13 protein-coding genes and 3 rRNA genes are annotated in these 21,057 nt (G+C 65.3%); 8 read left to right on the top strand and 8 right to left on the bottom strand.

Features of this window, described 5'->3' with window-relative positions; all coding sequences use genetic code 11:
* Positions 1-255: 255 nt before the first annotated feature.
* The 3 genes from ACWF0M_RS26845 (at position 256) to rrf (ending at position 5,715) form a co-directional block, all read left to right on the top strand.
* Positions 256-1,780, top strand: a 16S ribosomal RNA gene (locus tag ACWF0M_RS26845).
* 512 nt (positions 1,781-2,292) lie between these two features.
* Positions 2,293-5,418 (top strand): 23S ribosomal RNA (locus ACWF0M_RS26840).
* A 179-nt stretch (positions 5,419-5,597) separates the two neighbouring features.
* Positions 5,598-5,715, top strand: a 5S ribosomal RNA gene (gene rrf, locus ACWF0M_RS26835).
* The 16S, 23S and 5S rRNA genes sit together here, the layout of an rRNA operon.
* Before the next feature lie 62 nt (positions 5,716-5,777).
* Here the strand turns inward: rrf and ACWF0M_RS26830 are convergent.
* Complete coding sequence (locus tag ACWF0M_RS26830; RefSeq protein ID WP_452238476.1) at positions 5,778-5,960, bottom strand: helix-hairpin-helix domain-containing protein; 183 nt, start codon at positions 5,958-5,960, stop codon at positions 5,778-5,780.
* Between the two features lie 39 nt (positions 5,961-5,999).
* Between ACWF0M_RS26830 and ACWF0M_RS26825 the strand changes: the two genes are divergently transcribed.
* Entirely contained in the window at positions 6,000-6,479 is a 480-nt protein-coding gene (locus ACWF0M_RS26825; RefSeq protein WP_452238474.1) for an AAA family ATPase, read from the top strand.
* Here the strand turns inward: ACWF0M_RS26825 and ACWF0M_RS26820 are convergent, their stop codons facing one another.
* From ACWF0M_RS26820 to ACWF0M_RS26790, 7 genes are all read right to left on the bottom strand, one after another.
* On the bottom strand, positions 6,480-7,130 hold the full coding sequence (locus ACWF0M_RS26820) for a hypothetical protein (RefSeq protein ID WP_452238473.1): 651 nt from the start codon (positions 7,128-7,130) through the stop codon (positions 6,480-6,482).
* A gap of 254 nt (positions 7,131-7,384) precedes the next feature.
* Entirely contained in the window at positions 7,385-9,184 is a 1,800-nt protein-coding gene (locus ACWF0M_RS26815; RefSeq protein ID WP_452238472.1) for a glycoside hydrolase family 76 protein, read from the bottom strand.
* Between the two features lie 3 nt (positions 9,185-9,187).
* Complete coding sequence (locus ACWF0M_RS26810; protein ID WP_452238471.1) at positions 9,188-11,899, bottom strand: AbfB domain-containing protein; 2,712 nt, start codon at positions 11,897-11,899, stop codon at positions 9,188-9,190.
* Positions 11,900-12,010: 111 nt separating this feature from the next.
* Positions 12,011-15,130, bottom strand: a complete 3,120-nt coding sequence (locus tag ACWF0M_RS26805; protein WP_452238470.1) for a chromosome segregation ATPase — start codon at positions 15,128-15,130, stop codon at positions 12,011-12,013.
* Entirely contained in the window at positions 15,127-15,783 is a 657-nt protein-coding gene (locus ACWF0M_RS26800; RefSeq protein ID WP_452238469.1) for a hypothetical protein, read from the bottom strand. Before ACWF0M_RS26800 ends, ACWF0M_RS26805 begins: the two co-directional genes overlap by 4 nt.
* A complete protein-coding gene (locus ACWF0M_RS26795; RefSeq protein ID WP_452238468.1) occupies positions 15,776-16,507 on the bottom strand; it encodes a hypothetical protein in 732 nt (243 codons plus the stop codon). Before ACWF0M_RS26795 ends, ACWF0M_RS26800 begins: the two co-directional genes overlap by 8 nt.
* Positions 16,504-17,694 (bottom strand): hypothetical protein, encoded by a 1,191-nt coding sequence (locus tag ACWF0M_RS26790; protein ID WP_452238467.1) that lies wholly within the window; start codon positions 17,692-17,694, stop codon positions 16,504-16,506. The genes ACWF0M_RS26795 and ACWF0M_RS26790 overlap by 4 nt, the downstream gene beginning before the upstream one ends.
* Positions 17,695-17,946: 252 nt before the next feature.
* On the opposite strand from ACWF0M_RS26790, the gene ACWF0M_RS26785 reads away from it, so the two are divergent.
* From ACWF0M_RS26785 to ACWF0M_RS26770, 4 genes are all read left to right on the top strand, one after another.
* A complete protein-coding gene (locus ACWF0M_RS26785) occupies positions 17,947-18,741 on the top strand; it encodes a TrmH family RNA methyltransferase (RefSeq protein ID WP_452238466.1) in 795 nt (264 codons plus the stop codon).
* A gap of 49 nt (positions 18,742-18,790) precedes the next feature.
* Complete coding sequence (locus ACWF0M_RS26780; RefSeq protein WP_452238465.1) at positions 18,791-19,771, top strand: SGNH/GDSL hydrolase family protein; 981 nt, start codon at positions 18,791-18,793, stop codon at positions 19,769-19,771.
* Positions 19,772-20,061: 290 nt separating this feature from the next.
* A complete protein-coding gene (locus tag ACWF0M_RS26775; RefSeq protein WP_452238464.1) occupies positions 20,062-20,706 on the top strand; it encodes a hypothetical protein in 645 nt (214 codons plus the stop codon).
* Positions 20,707-20,710: 4 nt separating this feature from the next.
* Positions 20,711-21,055 carry an iron chaperone gene (locus ACWF0M_RS26770; protein ID WP_452238463.1) on the top strand — a complete coding sequence of 115 codons (345 nt, stop codon included), beginning with the start codon at positions 20,711-20,713 and terminating at the stop codon, positions 21,053-21,055.
* The last annotated feature ends 2 nt before the right edge of the window (positions 21,056-21,057 follow it).

Genomic DNA, 21,057 nt, shown 5'->3' with positions numbered 1-21,057 from the left:
GCGGTGTGCGTCCGATTCTTGAGAACTCAACAGCGTGCCGAAAGTCAATGCCGAAATTGAAGTATCCCCGTTCACGGGCATTGGGCGTCTTTCATCCTGGGCCTCTTCGAGGTTTTGGGGTGTGGGTTGTCTGTGTTCTGTGGCGGATTCCTTTGAAATTAATACGGATAACAATAGCCAGTAATGGTTTTGTTTCTGATTCAAAGGATCACTCGATGTGTCGACTGTCCAGTCTTTGACTGGTTGTCATATTTTTCAACGGAGAGTTTGATCCTGGCTCAGGACGAACGCTGGCGGCGTGCTTAACACATGCAAGTCGAGCGGTAAGGCCTCTTCGGGGGTACACGAGCGGCGAACGGGTGAGTAACACGTGAGCAACCTACCCTCAACTTTGGGATAAGCCTCGGAAACGGGGTCTAATACCGGATAATATCGATTGCCTCATGGTGGTTGGTTGAAAGTTCTGGCGGTTGGGGATGGGCTCGCGGCCTATCAGCTTGTTGGTGGGGTAATGGCCTACCAAGGCGTCGACGGGTAGCCGGCCTGAGAGGGCGACCGGCCACACTGGGACTGAGACACGGCCCAGACTCCTACGGGAGGCAGCAGTGGGGAATATTGCGCAATGGACGAAAGTCTGACGCAGCAACGCCGCGTGAGGGATGACGGCCTTCGGGTTGTAAACCTCTTTCAGCAGGGACGAAGCGAGAGTGACGGTACCTGCAGAAGAAGGACCGGCCAACTACGTGCCAGCAGCCGCGGTAATACGTAGGGTCCGAGCGTTGTCCGGAATTATTGGGCGTAAAGGGCTCGTAGGCGGTTCGTCACGTCGGGAGTGAAAACTCGGGGCTTAACCCCGAGCCTGCTTCCGATACGGGCAGACTAGAGGTAGGCAGGGGAGAGCGGAACTCCTGGTGTAGCGGTGGAATGCGCAGATATCAGGAAGAACACCGGTGGCGAAGGCGGCTCTCTGGGCCTTACCTGACGCTGAGGAGCGAAAGCGTGGGTAGCGAACAGGATTAGATACCCTGGTAGTCCACGCCGTAAACGTTGGGCGCTAGGTGTGGGGGACATTCCACGTCCTCCGTGCCGCAGCTAACGCATTAAGCGCCCCGCCTGGGGAGTACGGCCGCAAGGCTAAAACTCAAAGGAATTGACGGGGGCCCGCACAAGCGGCGGAGCATGCGGATTAATTCGATGCAACGCGAAGAACCTTACCTGGGTTTGACATATAGGGAAATCCTCCAGAGATGGGGGGTCCGTAAGGGTCCTATACAGGTGGTGCATGGCTGTCGTCAGCTCGTGTCGTGAGATGTTGGGTTAAGTCCCGCAACGAGCGCAACCCTCGTCCTATGTTGCCAGCACGCCCTTCGGGGTGGTGGGGACTCATAGGAGACTGCCGGGGTCAACTCGGAGGAAGGTGGGGATGACGTCAAGTCATCATGCCCCTTATGTCCAGGGCTTCACGCATGCTACAATGGCCGGTACAAAGGGCTGCGAAACTGTAAGGTGGAGCGAATCCCAAAAAGCCGGTCTCAGTTCGGATTGGGGTCTGCAACTCGACCCCATGAAGTCGGAGTCGCTAGTAATCGCAGATCAGCAACGCTGCGGTGAATACGTTCCCGGGCCTTGTACACACCGCCCGTCACGTCATGAAAGTCGGCAACACCCGAAGCCGGTGGCCTAACCCTTGTGGAGGGAGCCGTCGAAGGTGGGGCTGGCGATTAGGACGAAGTCGTAACAAGGTAGCCGTACCGGAAGGTGCGGCTGGATCACCTCCTTTCTAAGGAGCATTCGGCAGGTTCGCCCGTAAGGGGTGCCTGTCTATTCGTCGTTTCCTGGACATCCGTTTCAGGGCGGCGGTGCTTCGGAATGTGGAACATTGACCATTAGGCTTGGATCTCACCGGATCCTGCTAGTACTGCTGACACTCTTTCGAGGGTGTGAGCGTGGAACGTGGGTGAGGGATGGGTGAAGGGCCGAGGCGCGCTGTTGGGTCCTGAGGAATCGGACCCGGCCAACGAACCGTTTGGGTTCGGGGGTTGGGGACTGTTTCTTCTGGGTCACGGATGCACTGGATCTTTGCGGATCGGTGTGTGTCTGGTGGCTGGGGCCGGCTCTCACCAAACGTCTGGTGTTGGGTGTCTTGTGGGTGTGCTGTTTCCCTGCGGATGTTCTTCTACCGGGTGGTGGTGGTTCAGGGTTGGTGTTCCTGCCCGTATTTTGAGAACTGTATAGTGGACGCGAGCATCTTTTGTAGCGTATTTTGCGATTTCGCAAGATTTGTTGATTTTGTGACAAGCTACTAAGGGCAATCGGTGGATGTCTAGGCACCAAGAGCCGATGAAGGACGTTGGAGCCTGCGATAAGCCCCGGGGAGTTGGCAACCGAGCTGTGATCCGGGGGTGTCCGAATGGGGAAACCCAGCTGGCATTCTAAAGCCAGTTACCAGTGCCTGAACACATAGGGTTCTGGAGGGAACGCGGGGAAGTGAAACATCTCAGTACCCGCAGGAAGAGAAAACAATAGTGATTCCGTGAGTAGTGGCGAGCGAAAGCGGATGAGGCTAAACCATGTGCGTGTGATAGCCGGCGTGCGTTGCGCATGTGGGGTTGTGGGAGCATTCTGACATTAATGCCGTGATGTCGAAGAGTTAGAAATCGCTGTTGAAGTCGAATCTTCTGGAATGTTGAGCCGTAGTGGGTTATAGCCCTGTAGGCGTAAGACAGTGACTCTTGAGTGTTTTCCCAAGTAGCACGGGACTCTTGAAATCCCGTGTGAATCTGGCGGGACCACCCGCTAAGCCTAAATACTTCTTGGTGACCGATAGCGGACTAGTACCGTGAGGGAAAGATGAAAAGTACCCCGGGAGGGGAGTGAAATAGTACCTGAAACCGATTGCCTACAATCCGTCGGAGCATGTTCTTCGGAATGTGTGACGGCGTGCCTTTTGAAGAATGAGCCTGCGAGTTAGTGGTGTGTGGCGAGGTTAACCCGTGTGGGGTAGCCGTAGCGAAAGCGAGTCTGAATAGGGCGCTTTAGTCGCATGCTCTAGACCCGAAGCGGAGTGATCTATCCATGGGCAGGTTGAAGCGCGGGTAAGACCGCGTGGAGGACCGAACCCACCAGGGTTGAAAACCTGGGGGATGACCTGTGGATAGGGGTGAAAGGCCAATCAAACTCCGTGATAGCTGGTTCTCCCCGAAATGCATATAGGTGCAGCGTCGCGTGTTTCTTACCGGAGGTAGAGCACTGGATGGTCTAGGGGGCTTACCGGCTTACCGAAATCAGCCAAACTCCGAATGCCGGTAAGTGAGAGCGCGGCAGTGAGACTGCGGGGGATAAGCTCCGTAGTCGAGAGGGAAACAGCCCAGATCACCAGCTAAGGCCCCTAAGCGATTGCTAAGTGGAAAAGGATGTGGAGTTGCCCAGACAACCAGGAGGTTGGCTTAGAAGCAGCCACCCTTGAAAGAGTGCGTAATAGCTCACTGGTCAAGTGATTCCGCGCCGACAATGTAGCGGGGCTCAAGCAATCCGCCGAAGCTGTGGCATTTACACTATTACCCGGTGTCGACTTGATCGGCATCCAGGTGTGTGGATGGGTAGGGGAGCGTCGTGCAGCGTGTGAAGCAGCCTAGTGATGGAGTTGTGGATGCTGCACGAGTGAGAATGCAGGCATGAGTAGCGAATGACGGGTGAGAAACCCGTCCGCCGGATGATCAAGGGTTCCAGGGTCAAGCTAATCTGCCCTGGGTAAGTCGGGACCTAAGGCGAGGCCGACAGGCGTAGTCGATGGACAACGGGTTGATATTCCCGTACCGGCATTAACACGACCCGACCGAACCCGCTGATGCTAAGGAACAGAAGTGCTGAGACTTTCGGGTCGAGGTATGGATGTTCTGACCCGAGGTGGTAGTAGGTGCATTGAGGAGTGACGCAGGAGGGTAGTCCAACCGCGGCGATGGTAGGCGCAAGCTGATCCGCGGGCAAGGTGGTAGGGCGAGACATAGGCAAATCCGTGTCTCATGAAGCCTGAGAGCCGAGGCGGACCCGTTCAGGGGAAGTGGATGATCCCATGCTGCCGAGAAAAACTTCGCAGTGAGTGTTAGAGCCGCCCGTACCCCAAACCGACACAGGTGATCAGGTAGAGAATACCAAGGCGATCGAGTGAACCATGGTTAAGGAACTCGGCAAAATGCCCCCGTAACTTCGGGAGAAGGGGGACCGGAACCGTTACCTCACAAGCTGGGGGAAGCGGTGATGGTCGCAGAGACCAGGCCCAAGCGACTGTTTACTAAAAACACAGGTCCGTGCGAAGAAGTAATTCGATGTATACGGACTGACGCCTGCCCGGTGCTGGAACGTTAAGGGGACAGGTTAGCTGGCTTAGGCCGGCGAAGCTTTGAACTTAAGCGCCAGTAAACGGCGGTGGTAACTATAACCATCCTAAGGTAGCGAAATTCCTTGTCGGGTAAGTTCCGACCTGCACGAATGGCGTAACGACTTGGGCGCTGTCTCAACCGTGGACTCGGCGAAATTGCATTACGAGTAAAGATGCTCGTTACGCGCAGCAGGACGGAAAGACCCCGGGACCTTTACTACAACTTGGTATTGGTGGTCGGTACAATTTGTGTAGGATAGGTGGGAGACTGTGAAGCTCGGACGCCAGTTCGGGTGGAGTCATCGTTGAAATACCACTCTGATTGTTCTGGCTGTCTAACTTTGGTCCGTTATCCGGATCAGGGACAGTGCCTGGTGGGTAGTTTGACTGGGGCGGTCGCCTCCTAAAAGGTAACGGAGGCGCTCAAAGGTTCCCTCAGCCTGGTTGGCAATCAGGTGTCGAGTGTAAGTGCACAAGGGAGCTTGACTGTGAGACAGACATGTCGAGCAGGGACGAAAGTCGGAACTAGTGATCCGGCGGTGGCATGTGGGAGCACCGTCGCTCAACGGATAAAAGGTACCCCGGGGATAACAGGCTGATCTTCCCCAAGAGTCCATATCGACGGGATGGTTTGGCACCTCGATGTCGGCTCGTCGCATCCTGGGGCTGGAGTAGGTCCCAAGGGTTGGGCTGTTCGCCCATTAAAGCGGCACGCGAGCTGGGTTTAGAACGTCGTGAGACAGTTCGGTCCCTATCCGCTGCGCGCGCAGGAGACTTGAGAAGGGCTGCCCCTAGTACGAGAGGACCGGGGTGGACGAACCTCTGGTGTGCCAGTTGTTCCGCCAGGAGCACGGCTGGTTGGCTACGTTCGGGAGTGATAACCGCTGAAAGCATCTAAGCGGGAAGCACGCTTCAAGATGAGGTCTCCCACCGGGTTAACCGGGTAAGGCCCCCAGTAGACCACTGGGTTGATAGGCCAGAGGTGGAAGCACCGCAAGGTGTGGAGCTGACTGGTACTAATAGGCCGAGGGCTTGTCACACACCCATCACCCCCTTCAGGGGATGTGGAATCAACGATCTGAGGGTCGCAAGCCTGCGCTACACGTAACGATGTTCGCGTTCACTGTACGGTTCCCGGAATACGGTCAAACCCCCAGCAACCAAACCCCGCAACGGGTTTGTGGCTGAGCAGTCGGTTTGATTGATATTTCTATAGAGTTTCGGTGGCCATAGCGTCGGGGAAACACCCAGTCTCCATTCCGAACCTGGAAGTTAAGCCCGCCAGCGCCGATGGTACTGCGACCGGGAGGTCGTGGGAGAGTAGGACGCCGCCGGACATTCACACTGTTAAGGGCCACCCCACAAGGGGTGGCCCTTAACATTTGTCTACGTCATCGAATCAGCCGGCTTTGCGCTCGGGTGTGTACGTCCACCAGGGCCGCGGCGGGTTGCCGTTCGCCTGGTCGATGGCGGACATGATCGTGTCCAGGAGACACGGGTCGTGGCGTTGCTGGTCGCGCTCACAGATCGTCTCGTAGATCTCGACCGGATCCCGGCCGGCCAACTGGTCGATCCGCGTGATCTCAGTGCGACCCAGGCGTCGTGGCCCTATGCTCCCGGCATGGCTGGAATGGTGTTGATCGTCGGTTTGCCGGGTGCAGGCAAAACGTCTCTGGCTCGACGGCTCGAGGAGGACCGGAAAGCGCTGCGGTTGACGCCTGACGAGTGGATGGACGCGTTGTTCGACACGAACGAGGTTGACGGCCGGCGCTGGGTGCTGGAGTCCGAGATGCTCTGGGGCGTCGCGGCCAGGGCGTTGACGCTCGAGGTCGACGTGATCCTCGACTACGGCTGCTGGTCGGAGGAAGAGCGCGATCTGTTCCGGACCCGGGCTCAGGCGCTCGGAGCGAGTGCTGAGATCGTCGTACTCGATCTGCCGTTCGAGGTCCTGTGGGAGCGGCTCGAAAAACGCAACGCGAACCTGCCGCCGGCGACGTTCCATGCCAGCCGGGAGGAACTCACGGAGTGGAGCGGCATGTTCCACGTGCCGACTGCAGAGGAGCTGCAGCGGTGGGACCGGCATACCGTCGTGAAGGACTAGTCATTCCTCGGGCGCGATGCCGACGAGTGCGGCTGCTGCGCAGATGTGGACCGGTGTGAGGTCGATGGGGGAGACCGGCGCCTGCAGAAGGGTGCCGCGTTCGTACGGCGTGAGCGTGATGTCGATGCCCGGAGCGCCGGCGACCATGCCCCTCACGTACGTGAGCCAGCCCATCATCGGGATCCCGCGCCGAAAGACACCGGCCGCTGCGGCGAGCTCGGTGTCGGCGATGCTCGCCCATTGCGGCTCCCAGATCGTGACGACCGCGCGCAGTACCTGAGCGAACCGCTCCGACTGCTGCAGCGCGTCCTCGTCGCTCCAGTGCAGTGTGAGCTGGTCCGAGACAGTGGTCATCGTGCCACCCATGGACAGGTCGAACAGCCACGGCAGCTCGCCGGTGCTCTGCAGGTGCAGGCGCGTCGTACTCGTACCGTTCGCGAGGACCTTCGTGGTCGCCTCGACCATCTCCCGCAGCGGCGTGGAGCCGTCGGCCTCGAGGACGTGGTAGCCCCAGCGCTCGTCCTGCGTCCAGTTGTGGACGTCCGGAAACGCGACCGCCACCGCGGTCAGCGTCCGGAGGACCCGGAGCGCGCGGTGCTCGACGGTCTCGTCACGATGCGGCCATTGGGCGCGGAGCAGCCAGGATGCCATTCACGCCCTCCGATCATGATGACGCCGCCGCCCAGGCGGAGACGATGCTGTGGCGGATCGGGACCCGGTCCCGGATGCAGGCGACGGTACGCCGTCATACGACCGCTTGACCAGAGCTCCGCCTACCCGGTGTGAGCAGGTACGGCGCCTCTCCGGAACAGTCACCGCACCAGTCTGCTGCACCCCTAGTTCACGGGTCTGCACCGGGGTCCGATTTTGGTAACAACGCATCGAAATCTGGACAAGTGTCAAGCTCAGCCCGCCGGAGCCGCCGCCACCAGGGCGCCCAGAGCGCTCGCTTGGGTACGCCAGTCACGCGCGCCGCCGCCCGCCCAGCGCTGCCCGAGCCGGTTCAGCGAGTCGCGGTCGTTCTGCCAGATCGAGTCGGCCTGCTGCTGGGCATAGGCCCGGTACGACGCGTCGCCGGTGGAGTCCGCCAGGTCCATGAAGTACCGCATGAAGATGCCCTTGAACTGCTTCTGGTTGTCGTCGCAGTTGCCGGCTGGATCGCAGCTCTCGGTGAGGATCCCACCAGGGCTGAGCGAGGTCATGGCCGCGTCGCCGAGCCGGCGTGCCGTCACCAACAGGGCGTTGTCTCCGGTCGCCCGCCACAGTTCCAGTGCGCCGCCGATCGCCAGGCCCTGGTTGTACGTCCACACGGTCTGCCCGTTGTTGGTGCATGCGCCGGTCATGCCGTCGTTCACCAGGTTCGAGGAGTTGATCATCCCGCTGCCAACGAACCAGTTCCACCCCGCGGTTGCCCGCTGCAACCAGACGGTGTCGCCGGGCAGCCGGTTGTGCAGGGCCGCGGTCATCCGGATGTAGAGCCCGTTCGTCACTGCGTTCTTGTAGGTGCGTTCGCGGTCCCACCACACCCCGCCGCCGCACGTGCTCGTGTCCCAGTACCCCTGGACGTAGTTCGCGATGGTGACCGCCATATCGAGGTACCGCTGGTCGCCGGTCAGGTCGTACGCCTCGATCCACGCAATACCCCACCATTCGGTGTCGTCGATCGCGCGACTGATGAAGTTCCCCTCCAGCGCGTCACCGCTCTTCTCGCCCGCCGGGAACACACCCTTGTTCTTCTCGAACACCTCGTTCACGATCCAGCTCAGATCGGTACGGCGGGTGCGCTGCTGGTAATCCATCAGCGTCGTCACCGCCACCGCGGAGTTCCACCAACTCGACGGCCACCACGCGGTGTGCGGCTGGTACGAGTACATCAACGCGTCGGCGGCTGCACCGGTTCGGTCGGACGCCGGGCGCGCCCACGCCGTACAGCTGCCGTTCTGGCCTTCGACGGCTCGGCCGCACGCTCGGACTGCGCCGCCGTACAGCTTGGAGACTGGATCGATCACCGCGTAGAGACGGGTCGTGACCGCGCCGGTGCCGGCGGCGACGCTGGTCCGGCCGAGTGATGAGCCGCCGGGCCAGGACGCGCCTTCGTCCCAGGAGCGATCGAGCCAGATCTCGTCGCCTCCCGTGCCGTTCTCGAGCGCGCCCCAGGCCATGCCGCGATCGTCGACATGGAGCGAGATTCGCCGGTTGGACAGCGTGGTCGACGGCACCGGCTGGTTGTCGCCGGACGGACCGGAGGCCCCGTCGCAGGCTGCCGCGCAGACCGCGGTGTGTACCCAGGCGGTGCAGTCGACGCCGGCCGCGTCACCGCACGCGCGGATCAGGCCGCGCCGGTGGCCGGCCGGGTCGGCGTGGTTGTACATGAGCGTGCGAGTGCCGGTCCACCCGGAGGGGATCGAGGCCTTGCCGAGCAGGCCGTCCCAGGTCGCGCCGCCGTCCCAGCTGCGGTCCAGCCAGACAGCGTCGTTGGTGGACCCGTTGTCGATGCTGCCCCACGCCATCGCGTCCTTGTCGGACACGTGCAGTACGACGCGACGCCCGTTGATCGCCTTCTCCGGTACGGGGAACGTCTCCTCCTCCGCCTTCGACGGGTCGAGGGTGTCGCACGAGACCGAGCACACCTGGACCGCGGTTGGAGCAGCAGTTGCCGGGAGGGTAGGCGTGACCAGCAGGACGAGTACGAGCAGGATGCGCATCAGTCAGCCTCCGAGTCCGGGCTGGTCGGCCCACGTCGTGTCGGCGTCGTACGAACCGCCGCCGTCCCACGGGTTCGCGCCGCCGACGGTGGCGATGTAGACCAGCTCGCTCGCGTGCCGGACGTAGTACGTCGGATAGTTGATCGACTGCAGTGACACGTTGCCTGCCCCGCCCGCGCGTGGCGGCTGGGCGCAGAACGTCGAGTCCTTGCGGAACGTGTCGGTGCCGTCGCTGGCCGCTTTCTGCAGCCGGTAGTTGCTGTGCCGCAGGTACTGGCCCGGGAAGTTGACCGACTCGAGCGAGTAGCAACTGCTCTCGGCCAGGCCGGCGCGGATCACGAAGCTCGCGTCCTGCCGGTCCGTGAGCGACGAGTTCGCGTCGATCACGTCGGTCCGGGCCAGCCCGTCGCGATGCCGCAGTACTCGATCGGTGTACCCGGGCGTGGTCACGCGGAACGTGCGCGCCTGGCCGACTGCGAGGTCCGCACCGCTTCGCCACCAGGCCGGGACGAGGTTCCAGGTCGCGTCGTCGCGGTACGAGCCGCCGGTGTCGGTGTCCAGCCACACCTCGGAGTTGCGGTGCCGCAGGTAGTACCCGGGCCGCGCGGCGGACTCCAACGACGTACCGCCGCCGCTCAGACCGGGATGCGTGCAGAACGTGGCGTCGGCCGCGGCGGGGTTGGCTTCCTTGTAGATCCGAAGGTCGCGCTGGCGCAGGTACTGGCCGGGGAAGTTGCGCGACTCGAAGGAGTAGCAGTTGCTGTTGGACAGACCCGGCCGGACCCAGAACGTCGCGTCCTGCTTGAGCGTTTGGTTGCTGCCGGCATCGACGACCTCGGTGTTCGCCACGCCGTCGATGTGCCGCAGATAGCGGTTCGTGTACGTCGGGGTAGTGACGCGGAACGAGATCAGCTTGCCGAGCGGCAGCGCCGTACCGTTGGCGGCGGCCAACACCTGCTGGTTGACGGCGCGCACCCGCGCGAAGTCCATCTTCTGCACCTGGCGGTCGTAGGTGTAGAAGCCGTTGATCTCGTCCTCGACATCGGTCGGTTCGGTGTAGACCGAGCCGGACAGCCCGGAGCCGGTGATCAGGTCCGGCAGTTGGCTGGTGATCTGCACGTATCGCGTCGTCAGTGCATCGCTTGTCGGGAGCATCTCGTACGCGAAGCTGTTGCCGCTGGGCCACTCGTGACCGGCGACGTGCAGGCCGAGTCCGCCGTACTCACCGAGTTGCAGTACGCGCGTCGTCGACGGCGATCGCGCGACGCCGGGACCGACGTACATGTGGTCGTCGATGATGTCGCCGTTGCCGGGATCCGGATCGGAGTCGCAGCAGTTCGAACCGGAGTTGTGGTTGACGAGCCGGCTCGGGTCGAGGCTCTTGACAAGATCGGCAATCCGCCCGGCCTGGAACTCGCCCCACCCCTCGTTGAACGGGATCCACTGCGTGATCGACGTGATCTGCTTGTGGTTGTCGACCATCCGCCGCAACTCGGACTCGTACCGGGCCTCGCCGCTCGCGGAAGCGTTGCGTCCGGCAACCAGCGACGGCATGTCCTGCCAGACCATCAGCCCGAGTTTGTCCGCCCAGTAGAACCAGCGCGCCGACTCGACCTTGATGTGTTTGCGGACCATGTTGAAACCGAGCGCCTTCTGCTGCTCCAGGTCGAACCGCAGCGCGTCGTCGGTCGGTGCGGTGTAGAGGCCGTCCGGCCAGAATCCCTGGTCGAGGGTGCCGAGCGCGTAGACGCACTTGCCGTTCAGCGTCGGCCGGAGGAAGCCGCCGAGCATCGCCTTGCCGACGGAGCGCATCCCGAAGTACCCACCGACCGAGTCGCTGCCCATCGTCACGCGGAGGTCGTAGAGGAACGGATCGTCGGGCGACCACAGATGCGCGTTCGGTACGGCGATCCGGAACTGCGTCCCGCTGACGCCGCTCGCTTCGCCGACGACCTGTCCGCCGGACAGCACCTGGGCGTGGACTGGCTGACCAGAAGCCGACGCTTGCACGGTGAGGTCCAGCCCGCCGGCCGCGACGTTCGGGATCGTGTCGAGCCGGGTGATCCAGGTGGGTTGCGTCGGCTCGAGCCACACGGTCTGCCAGATGCCGGACGACGGCGTGTACCAGATGCCGCCGCGGTTGACGCGCTGCTTGCCGAGCGGGATGTCCTCGGTGTCGACCGGCGCCCAGACGCCGACGACGATGTCGTTGCTCCCGGCCCGCAACGCCGACGTGATGTCGTACGAGAACGCGTCGTACCCGCCCTCGTGGGTGCCGAGCAGTGTGCCGTTGACCCAGACCTTCGACTGCCACATCACCGCGCCGAAGTTGAGTTGCACGTGGCGGCCCGACCAGCCGGCCGGGACGGTGAACGTGCGCTTGTAGTACATCCGGTTCTCGTGGCGCTGGATGCCGGACAGCGCGGACTCGATCGGATACGGGACCAGCACCTCCTCGGGCAGAGTCCCGGTCGGTGGGTTGTTCAGGTCGCTCGTCGGCGCGAACTGCCAGACGCCATTGAGGCCCTGCCACTCGCTGCGCGTCAGTTGCGGCCGCGGGTACTCCGGGAGCGGATCAGTCACCGACACCTGGTTGGTCCACGGCGTCGCCAACGGCGGTGGCTTCGGGGCGAACGCGCTCGCCGCGAGTGGTGTCAGGAGTACGGCGAAGAGGCCGAGGACTGTGGTCAGTAGCAGGAACCGTCGCGACAGCATGGGGTGATCTCCCTGGGGCGGTAGGAAGAGAGCGCTCTCACCTGGTGAGTATGCGGGCCCACAGAGCCAGGTCAAGACCTCGCCTGATTGTTTCTGTCGGAAATTGTCGGACTACGTGAGCGTCGGCTCCAGCATTGGGGTTGCGCCGCGGTACGACGTCATCCACTCGCGGAGCAGCTCGACGCGGGCCGCGTTGTCCTCGTTGCCCTTCACCACCGGCGCCTGGTTGTACGGCATGGTGTCCGAGCTGCGCCGGAGCTTGACGTACAGCCGGGACGAGGCCAATGCATACCGCTCCATGTCGTCCTGGAGCGCGCCGATCACGGTGATGTTCCGGTCGCGGCCGATCTGCTCGAACAGCGCCACCGCCTCGCGACGGTGCTGCGAACCGAGGTTGCGGCCGAGCTCGTCGAGGATCAGCAGCAGCGGACGGTCCGAACCGCCGGCGAGCGCGGCCGCGCACACCAGCTTCACCGCCTTCTCGTCCATCTGTGCGGTGTTGCCCTTGACGTTGAACGCCGAGAACGGGCCGCCCTCGGACCGGCGCCACTTCGGCGTGACCGTCCAGCGCCACGGCTTGTCGGGCTCGGCGGGCGGATCGGGCTCGGGGAACTCGAGCTTCGCGCCGTACCCGCCGTACTGCTGGTCGAGGCGGTCGAACTCCTGCGACACCAGGCGCAGCCGTGCCTTGATGCCGTCGGCGAGCGACGCGCGGTGGGCGCGGGCCGTGCTCTCCGCTTCGCCGAGGCCCTCGCGGGCGCGCTCGAGCGCGGCGTTCCGCTCGGCGCGCTGGCTGGCGATCTGCTGTTGCTGCAGGCTGTCGAACGTCTCGTGCTGGGCGAGGTGGCTGCTCAACGTGCGTTGCAGCGCCGGCACCAGGCCGACGCGATCGCTGAGAGTGCCGTTCGTCCAGCCGTCCGGGCCGTTCAGGATCTCCCACAGCTCGGTCGGGATCTCTTCACGCGATCGGGCGTTCGGGAAGCAGCGGCGGACGACGTCGTCGAGCTGCGTACAGGCCTGATGGTTCCAGTCGGCCGTCGTACGGCGTTGCGCGTCATCGGGCAGCCCGAGGATGAACTCCTCGGCCTCCGCGGGCGTCCCGCCCCAGGCGGTGCTCCGCGTGGTGAGGTCGAGCGTGGTCTGCTCCTCGCGCAGCGCGAGGCGACGGCCGGTCAACTCGTCGAGGATCCGGTCGTGGTCGCGACGGGTCGCTTCGAGGTTCTTCAGCCGTTCGTCGCGGACCAGTTGCTGGCCGGCCGCGGTCTCGGCGGACTCCTTCGCCGCCTGCAGTTGCGGCGCGAGCGTGTCGCGGTCGGTCTCGTGCCGGTCGACGGTCTCGCGGAGCGCGAGGATCTGCTCCTGCACCGAGTCCGCATCGGCGAGCGCCCGAGCGGCCGCCGTACGACGCTCTGCCTGCTCTACCCGCGATCGCGCCTGGTCCAAAGCCGCCGAGGCTTCCGCGCGTGCTTCTGCTGCAGCCTCGACGCGGCGGCGGGCAGCCTCGATCCGCGCGGTCCGCCCGGTGATCGGCTCGTCGAACTGCCCGACGGCCACCACACCGGCGACGTCGTCGATGTTGTCCTTGGTCGCGCGCTCGCCGATCGCGGCGAAGAACGCGTCCAGCACGAACCGCTTGTCGGCCGACTTCGGGCCATGCTTCGTCGAACGGTTTGCGGATCCTTTGCTGCCGGGCCGATTCGCCAGCACGAGCACGAATCCGGCGTACCCGGCGTCGGCCAGCGCGGTCGACGCGACAGTCGCGTCGCCGGCGTCGATAACGACCGCTTCCCGGTAGGGCGCGAACCGGGGCTCCCACTCTGCCCGGTCGGACTCCGGCAGCTCGGTGATGTCCGTCAGCGCACCGCACTCGATGCCCGCGTTCTCCAGGACCTGCTGCTGCGCCGCGGAGACGGTCTGACCGCTCTCGGCTTCCTTCAGGTCCGCGGTCGTGTGCTCGACGGCGACCCGTGCGGCGTGGTCGCGGCCGATGTGCTCCTCGAGAACCTCGCGCGCTTCAGCCTGCTCTTCGGCCGCGGCGGCCAGGTCGCGGCCGTCGGCCGAACGGCCCGCTTCCAGCAGCCGCCGGTGCTCCTGACCGAGGCGTTCCAGTTGCTCACGCACCGATCGTTGCGCGAGGTCGAGCTCCCGGTCGCGAGCGTCGAGCTTGTCCCGCTCCTGTCGGGTCAGCTGGACGTCGCGGAGCATGCCCTCCTCGTTGCCAAAGGCATCGATATCGGCCTCGATCGCTTCCTTGCGGGCCTGCTGCTCGGCGACCCGCTCGTCGAGAACGGTCAGCTCCTGAAGGATTTCGTCGTTCCGCGCGGAGCCGTCGATCAGGTGTCGCGCCGAGCGTGCCTGCCAGGACTCCTTGGCCGCGGCGAGCGCTTCACGTGCTGCGGCACGCTGCAGGATGCCCGCTTCGACGGTCGCCATCTCCTGCTCCCAGCGTTGCAGGTCGGCGGTCGCCTGCTTGGTCGCCTCGCGCTGCGTGTGCTCGGCGGAGCGGTGCGCCTGCTCCTGCTCGAGCTCGTGGTCGAGACCGGTGAGCGTCGCGATCGCGTTGAAGATGCGGGCCGGGCCGAGCTCGTTGAGCGGCTCGGCGAGCAGGTTCGCGGTCGGGCTGGAACGCACCGACGTCGACAAGAACGAGACGCACCGGACCTGGCCGCCGTACAGCACCTGGGAGAGCTTGTTGGCGTGGAAGTCGGTGCGGCCGTTCGAGTGCGGGAGGGTGGCCCACAACGCGTCGGCGCCGGCGGCCCGCTCGGCCTCGGTCGCGCCGTACGGGATGTGTAGGCCCTGTTTCCAGCGAAGGTCGATGTACGACGCTTTGCGGTTGATGCGGATCCAGACGGTGATCGCGGCCGCCTCGATCTCGTCGAGGTCGGTCAGGTCGGGGTCGGAGAAGACACCGACGATGTAGCCGCGGTCGACGTTCGACCAGTTGCCTTCCTGTCCGGCCGCCTCGGCGGTGAACAGCAGCTCGGCCGCACCGGGCGCGCCGCTGGTCAGGCGCCACTGGTCGTCGGCGTGCAGGAGGCTGAGCGCGGCGATCCACGACGACTTGCCCGCGCCGTTCGAGTCGGTCGGGCCTTGGCCGGCAACCGTGATCAGGCCGCGGCCGATCATCGGGATCGGGTGCGTCGACAGGCGCGACAGGTCGACGACCTGCACCCCGAGCAGCACCTTCGACCCCAAGATGTCGAACGGCCCGTCCTCAGCAGCGCTCATACTTCGTCTCCTACTTCTGCTGGAACCCCATGACGGGCGCGGATGGCTTCGGCGATCGGACTGGCCGGGGCCGCGGCGAGGATCAGCTGATCCTGCAGGCGACGCCGCGCGGCCGGTGTCAGTCGCTGCAACTGCGGACCCGGGATGTACGACGGTCCGCCCGAATGATCGCCGGACAGCTGGATCAACCCCGCGGCGCGCAACCGCTGCAGGGCAAGGCGTCGCTCCTCGCCGCTGATCCTGCTCGTGCGCAGCTCGTCGACCGTGGTGGGCCGTGCCGACTTCCAGCTGTCGCCGGTCAGGATGCCTTCGCTGCGGGGGATCGCGACGGAATGGATCAGTACGAGCACCAGCACCGCGCGGTCGATGACGGACAACGGCTGCCAGCCTTGAGCCACCAGGCTGGCGGCGATGTCGTCGTCGTACCCCGCGGTCCAGTGCGTGCCGTCGACGTGGACGAGGGTTCGGCCGATGAGCTTGAGCATGCGTTGGACCTGGCGGCGCAGTGTGACGTCGCGGAGACCGGCGAGCTGTACCTCGGCGACCGGGTGCGCGGCGTACTGCACCGCGCTGAACGCGGCGAGCACCTCGTCGCGGGAGCGGTCGCTGAGGTCCTGGAGCAGAGGGTCGAACAACGCATGCTGCTCAGTCATCCGCCACCTCCGCCCGCTGACCGTCAACGGCCCCGGTCTCATCAGACGCATCGCCGACGGATTCAGCCTCATCAGACGCATCGTCTGCGGAGGGGGTGGCGTCGTGGAGCACGTCCTCTGGAGTGCTGGACGGGAGCGCCTGGTCCGGTGCCTCCGCTGCGGCAGTCGTGAGGGACAGGACGGCTGGTGGTGGCTCGGGGAGGTGGCGGCAGAGGTCGCGGAGGGTGGACAGGTCGGCTGCGGTCCAGGTGATGACGCGCGGGCCGAGGTGTACCTCGCCGGCCTTGTCGTCCCACAGGAGCCAGTGCGTGGCGTGCAGGCGGCGCAGGCTGCCGATGATCAGGGTGAGGTCGCTCGACTGCTCGGGGCGGCCGCGCATCCCGGCGTACACGGACCTGATCTGGGCGAGTGTCCCGGTCGAACCGGGCCAGGCCGGCGCGCTGCGGTCGGTCCAGCAGCAGGCGACGCAGATCGCGAGAATACGGGCTGTTTCGTTCGGCTGCTCCACGGCGACCGGGGGAGCGTCGAGCTCGTCGAGCACGCCATGACCCGCGCCCGACGGGAGCGTCGGCACCAGCCAGACCGCTGACCCGTCCGGTGCCGCGGCGCGGGTGAGACCGGCGACGGCGGGCGTGTCGGGGTCGACCTGCAGCGGTCCGGCGGACTGCACCTTCGCCCACCACAACGCGTTGTACAGCCGCCGCTCAACGGCTTCAGTACTCATCGGACCACCCGGCGGAACACGCCCTCGGTCGCCCACGGCGTACCCGCGGTGGGATCGATCCGCATGCCGTCCGACCACACCAGCTCGTACTCGAGCTCGTCGTGCAGGTGTGCCGCGGTCAACTCCGCGAGCACGCGCCGCGCGGTGATCCAGTCGCCTGCCTCGTCGACGACCTCGACGATGTCGACGGCGGGGCGCCCAGCCAGTACCCGCTCCGCCTCGGCGCGCAGGTCCTCGCGATCCGTCGCCGCGGCCGACTCCGGAGCATCCGCGTCCGCGGTCGGCCGTGGTGGAGCCATCCGCGCGGTGCCACTGCGACGTCCTGTTTCTACTGCCTCGACCATCGTCTGCGCAGAGAAATCCGGCGCGGCGGCGTCGAACAACAGACCATCGAGTACGCCGGCCAGCGCGTCGGGCTCGCTGCTGCGGGAGAACGTCAGCCAGGTCTCGATGGGCAGGAGGCCGAGCGCCCGCGTCGTACCGGCGCGCTCGACCAGGCGGCCGGCGGCGAGCTGGACAGCGTCGGCGTACGCCGCCAGCGCCATGCGGAGCGCGGTGCAGTCGCGGTGCAACTCGGGCCAGCGGTCCAGGACCAGCCGGTGCACCTTCTCGGCCTGCTCGATCAGGCGCTCGTTGCCCCAGGCGAGCTGGGCGTTCTCCCGGAGCTGGGCGGTGGTGCTGGTCGCGACCAGGATCGCGAGCTCGTTGCCGAGCAGGCGGAAGACCTTGGTCAGGCGGCCGATCGAGGCCTTGCCGTCCTCGGCCGTCGCCTGCGGGTCACTGACGCTGTGCGCCTCGAGGGTGAGCAGCTGGTGCAGCTCGCCCTGGCCGCCCTGGACGGACATCCGCCGCAGGAACATCAGCATCACGTACGGCGCGAAGGCGGCGCGGTGGCGCAGTTCGTTCGGACGGTCGACGAGTTTGGTGATCGCGCCGTACTGCCGGAGGACGTCGAAACGCCGGACGATCACGTCGTGCGGATACGCCCGGCAGGCGAGGGTGGCCTGCTCCACGGTCAGACCGTCGCTGCCGGCCTCGGCGAACGCGTCGAGGATCGCCTGGTCGGCGTCGAGCAGGTCCGGATCGACGATCATCGCGCCGGCCTCGCGGGCGAGCACGGCGAACACCTGACGGTAGACACGCAGCACGGCCGCGTCGGCCTCGGCGTCGAGCAATGTCGCGTCCATCCGAACTCCCTCCCGTGAGAAAAGGACTCTAACCACCCGCACCGACAGACCAAAACTCGCCTGCCGCTCGCCTGTGGAAAACCGGATGACGGCGGATGCGCGGCTGCCTACCATCCGAGGTGTGATGAGAATCCTTGGCTGACGCGGTCGATAGGCCGCGTCAGTACCACGGCACCCGAGGGTGTCGCCCCGCCGGAGTGGACCCCTGGGTCCCCGGCGCGCTTGCTGATTCTCTCCATACGGAGCTTGCACATGACTGTGCACCCTTTTGTCCGCTCTATCGGCGCTCAACACCCCCGTGTCCGTGACCTGCTCGCGCTGCGCAAGGACGGCTCACCCGGCCGAATCATGGTCGAAGGCACCTGGGAACATGACCGCCTGCTGACCACGACCGCCACCATCGAGACCTTCTTCTGGTGCCCAGAAGCCGGTACGGCCGACGTCGCCCGGATCGCCGAGCGCGCGACCGAGGTCTATCGGATCTCGGAGAAGCTGCTCGCCCGCCTGTCCCGCAAGACCCGCTCGGACGGCCTGATCTCGATGGCGCGGCTCCCGGAGTGGCGGCCGCAGACGTTCCGCTTCACCAGCCGCTCGCTGGTCCTGGTTGCCGACGGCGTCGAGTACGCCGGAAACCTCGGCACCCTGATCCGTACGGCGGACGCCGCCAACGCCGACTGCCTCGTCCTGACCAGCCGCCGCGCCCGCCCAACGCATCCCGCCGTGTACTCCGCGAGTCGCGGCACAGTCCTTTCGACCCCGATCGTGGAGTTCGACGACATCCCGTCAGCGGCTGCGTGGCTGCGGAGTCATCGGTTCCGCGTGCATCTCGCCGACCCGGCCGCCACGGGCACCTACCGAGTTCCGCAGTACGACGGTCCGACCGCGTTCGTGGTTGGTTCGGAGGGCTCGGGGCTGTCACGGGCGTGGCACGAGGAGGGGTTCGACGCGGTGTCGATCCCAATGCTCGGTCAGGCCGACTCGCTGAACGTCGCACTGTCCGCCGGGATCCTGCTGTTCGAGGCGCGGGCTCGGAAGGAAGGTTGGTGAATCGTTGGGCACAATGGCATCGCCGCCGCCGTAGACAAGGAGAGTGCCCGTGCCGTTCGAGCCAGGCCAGGTCGTCGCCCCGTCCGATCCGCGCATCGTCCTCGAAGGGCAGTGGGGACAGCAGCCGGGCGTGGCGATCACCGTCAACTCCGGGTCGCGGATCACGTTCTCGTACGCCGGTGAGCGGCTGCAGCTCCTGTTCGACACCGACGGGCTGACCGTCGCGCCGCACCTGTGGATCACGGTCGACGACGGCGAGCCTTCGCTGCATGTGCTCGACGGACCGGTCATCGAGCTGTCAGAGCCCGACGGCAGGCACCAGGTGTCGGTGGTGGTGAAGGACGTCAACGAGCACGTCAACCGGTGGAACCCGCCGTTCGAGTGCGCGGTCGTGTTCGCCGGTCTCGTGCTCGACGTACGGTCGGCGTTGCGGCTCAGCGGCCGGCCGAGTGGTCCGCGGATCGAGTTCTACGGCGACTCGATCACGCAGGGCGTGCGGTCGCTGAGCGAGCACCCGGAGTCGGAGGGGGCTGACGGTACGACGTCGTACGCGTATCTGACCGCGCGCGCGTTCGGCGCCACGTCGTACCAGGTCGGATTCGGGAGCCAAGGGATCAGCAAGCCGGGGAACGGCGAGGTCCCGGCCGGGGTCGACTCGTTCGGCTGGAACTTCGCCGGCTCACCAGCCGAGCGGGTCGAGCCGTCGGACGTGGTCGTGATCAACCTCGGCGTGAACGACCCGACGCTGGAGGTGGAGGAGTACGCCGATTACGTACGACGGGTGCGCTCGGCGTACCCGTCCGCGACGCTCGTGTCGCTGACCCCGTTCAACGGCAAGCACGCGGACACGATCCAGGCGGCGGTGAAGTCCCTCGACGACCCGAACCTCATCTGCATCGACTCCACCGGCTGGATCACCGAAGCCGACTGCACGGATCAGGTCCACCCCACCGTCACAGGCCACACCAAGATCGCCGATCACCTGATCAAGGCCCTAGAAGCCCAAACCCCCCTCCGCCGCCCCGCCTAACCCCACACCCCCCCACGCCCATCCCGCGCGTCGCCAACCCATTGGTCGACGTGCCGCGGCCACCCCACCCCCATCGAGTCGTGGATTTTGGCGCCCAAACGCAACCTCAATCCACGACTCGCGGTTCCGTATGCCGACCAAACGCCACGACTCGGCGTGAGGCAGCTCGCCGATCCACCGCAAGCGGGTTGTGGTCTTCCTTCTATCTATGACAAGAACGGGCGCTGCGCAACAGACTGTTTTTTCGGCGTTGCGGGACCGCAGACTGGGGGCGTCGAGAGGAGCGGGTTGTGGTGACGGCGGGTGATGTCGAGGTGGCGACCGAGTGCGTGGTGGGGGCGCTGCGGCCGACGGTGGAGGCTGATTGGGGTGTGCGGGCGGGGACGATCGAGTGGAGTTGCCGGAAGACGGCCGAGCACATCGGGCAGGCGCACCTGCATTGGGCGTCGCAGCTTGCGGTGGGTGCGCGGACGCAGTACGTGCGCTGGTCGGCGCAGGCGCAACAGCTCGCTCCGCCGGCCGGCGTACTCGATTTCGTCGAGGCCGCGGGGCGGATCCTCGCGTCGGTCGTCCGTGCGAGTTCGGCCGGTACGCGCGCGTTCCATCCGTGGGGGATCGGTGATCCGGAGGGCTTCGCCGGAATGGCGTGTGTGGAGCTTCTTGTCCACGGCCAGGATCTCGCGGACGGCCTGGGCTGCTCGCTCGAGCCGCCCGCCGACCTGTGCGATCGCGTCCTCGCGCGCCTCTTCCCGCACGAACCCCGCGCGGCCGACGACCCCTGGCTCGAACTGCGTCGGCTGACCGACCGTACGCCGGTTGCGGGCGCACCGGCACCCGCTTCGTGGAAATGGCGCCCGACCCCGCTCGACGAAACCTGGGACGCAACGCCGAAGCCTGAGCCGATGCCGTTCGTCCCGCTGACCGCGGCAGGATAGACAGATGGCGTTCCAGACTGTGGACGAGTACATCGCGTCGTTCCCTGCAGACGTCCGCGAGGTCCTGGACGAAGTACGCCGTACCATCCACGCCGCCGTACCCGACGCGGGCGAAAAGGTCAGCTACCAAATGCCGACCATCACCCTCGACGGCACATCCCTCCTGCACTTCAGCGCCTGGAAAACCCACCTCGCGATCTACCCGATCCCACCCACCGACCCCGCCCTCACGAAAGCCTTAGACCCTTACCGCTCCGGCAAAGGCACCCTCAAGTTCCCCCTCAACAAACCAATCCCGTACGACCTCATCACCCGTCTGGCTGGAGCCTTCGTCGCGGCGCGGGTCTGAGG

The organism is Kribbella sp. NPDC055110, from assembly GCF_053607525.1.
Note: the sequence above shows the minus strand (reverse complement) of the source record. Positions and strands in the feature narration are given on the sequence as shown.

What these genes read in the sequence shown, in the direction of transcription:
- ACWF0M_RS26810 (WP_452238471.1), bottom strand. Translation starts at nt 11,899, where the DNA reads ATGCTGTCGCGACGGTTCCTGCTACTGACCACAGTCCTCGGCCTCTTC.
- ACWF0M_RS26815 (WP_452238472.1), bottom strand. Translation starts at nt 9,184, where the DNA reads ATGCGCATCCTGCTCGTACTCGTCCTGCTGGTCACGCCTACCCTCCCG.
- ACWF0M_RS26800 (WP_452238469.1), bottom strand. Translation starts at nt 15,783, where the DNA reads ATGACTGAGCAGCATGCGTTGTTCGACCCTCTGCTCCAGGACCTCAGC.
- ACWF0M_RS26795 (WP_452238468.1), bottom strand. Translation starts at nt 16,507, where the DNA reads ATGAGTACTGAAGCCGTTGAGCGGCGGCTGTACAACGCGTTGTGGTGG.
- ACWF0M_RS26785 (WP_452238466.1), top strand. Translation starts at nt 17,947, where the DNA reads ATGACTGTGCACCCTTTTGTCCGCTCTATCGGCGCTCAACACCCCCGT.
- ACWF0M_RS26790 (WP_452238467.1), bottom strand. Translation starts at nt 17,694, where the DNA reads ATGGACGCGACATTGCTCGACGCCGAGGCCGACGCGGCCGTGCTGCGT.
- ACWF0M_RS26805 (WP_452238470.1), bottom strand. Translation starts at nt 15,130, where the DNA reads ATGAGCGCTGCTGAGGACGGGCCGTTCGACATCTTGGGGTCGAAGGTG.
- ACWF0M_RS26820 (WP_452238473.1), bottom strand. Translation starts at nt 7,130, where the DNA reads ATGGCATCCTGGCTGCTCCGCGCCCAATGGCCGCATCGTGACGAGACC.
- ACWF0M_RS26770 (WP_452238463.1), top strand. Translation starts at nt 20,711, where the DNA reads ATGGCGTTCCAGACTGTGGACGAGTACATCGCGTCGTTCCCTGCAGAC.
- ACWF0M_RS26825 (WP_452238474.1), top strand. Translation starts at nt 6,000, where the DNA reads ATGGCTGGAATGGTGTTGATCGTCGGTTTGCCGGGTGCAGGCAAAACG.